The sequence below is a fragment of the Oceanobacillus sp. MO10714A genome, from assembly GCF_037072045.1.
Classification (GTDB): Bacteria; Bacillota; Bacilli; order Bacillales; family Amphibacillaceae; genus Oceanobacillus; species Oceanobacillus indicireducens.
On record NZ_JAXHDC010000120.1, the window covers coordinates 1 to 1,131 of the forward strand.

1 protein-coding gene is annotated in these 1,131 nt (G+C 37.1%); it reads right to left on the reverse strand.

Annotated features, from left to right (window positions below):
* Positions 1-61: 61 nt before the first annotated feature.
* On the reverse strand, positions 62-1,131 hold a 1,070-nt coding region (locus SPD53_RS19775), incomplete at its 5' end, for an Rpn family recombination-promoting nuclease/putative transposase (RefSeq protein WP_336253581.1).

Below are 1,131 nucleotides of genomic sequence, written 5' to 3' on the forward strand. Positions count from 1 at the left end.
GTATGGAACGCTTGGTTACGCTTGATCAGGTCGGCTTCATACCATTTGGTACGCAGTAAAATTATTCTTTAACATTGCTGGCGATTTTTTGGATTTCTTCTTGTGATAGACCAGTTATTTCTTCGATGATATGAGGATCTAAGCCTTTTTTTATCGAGTTTTTAACCAGTATTTCTTCCATTTCCTTTTTACCTTGTTTTTTACCTTCCTCTTTACCTAGTTCTTTACCTTCCTCACGAAACATATCAGCCAGGCTCATAATAATTTTGCTCCCTTCTGGATAACTGTTCTTAATTTTTTCCGTAATTTCATCCGTATTTCCTCGTGTGACATTCGTCGCCGCGCTGAAAATATAGTACAGCATCGTCTCAAAGTATTCCATACCCGTCTGTTTATCATCCAACTCCTGCAAATAAGAAATACTTCTTTCAAGGATCCTAAGCAATTCTTGAACCGATTCCGCCTTACGAATATCGCGGAACATCGTAATTAAAATCCGGATACGAGCTTCACCCTTGATTTCTTCATCTGGAAAATTAGTGAAATCAAAAAGCAAAAATTTGTAGTTGGGAATAAATTGACGTATTTCCCTTGGCAAGTCATCATAATTTGCAATTGCCTTACGAAGCATATCGGAAGTATTCCAACTTGTGTTTCCGTGATACATAACTAAAGGAATAACGGGTGGCACAGTTTTTAAATTCTCTTTCCTCATCTTTGCGTCCCAAAATTCCGCCATGTACTTCAATATTTGAAAGGTAACGGTTCTGTCAGCATAACTTTTGTGTTCGAAAAGGAAATATACATAACCTTCTTTCCCGTCAATATCTGTGCTGAAAAGTAAATCAGAGTAACTTTCTTCTAGGTCTTTACTGATGAAGCTGTCCTTCTCAAGTTTCAATGTGTCCGTATTAAGAAACTTCATAACGCCAGGTGGTAAATAATGGTGTAAGAAACTTCTCGTCACTATAAGATGACTAAATGTTTCTTTAAAAAGCTTATCATGGGGACTTTCCACCTTTCTAAACTTCTGTTGGGGGTAATGGGAAGTTTCCTCCTTGACCAATAATAAGTTCGCCAAATTCTTCACTTCCTCCGAGGATATAATGATGAGATTAATAATGTAGATTC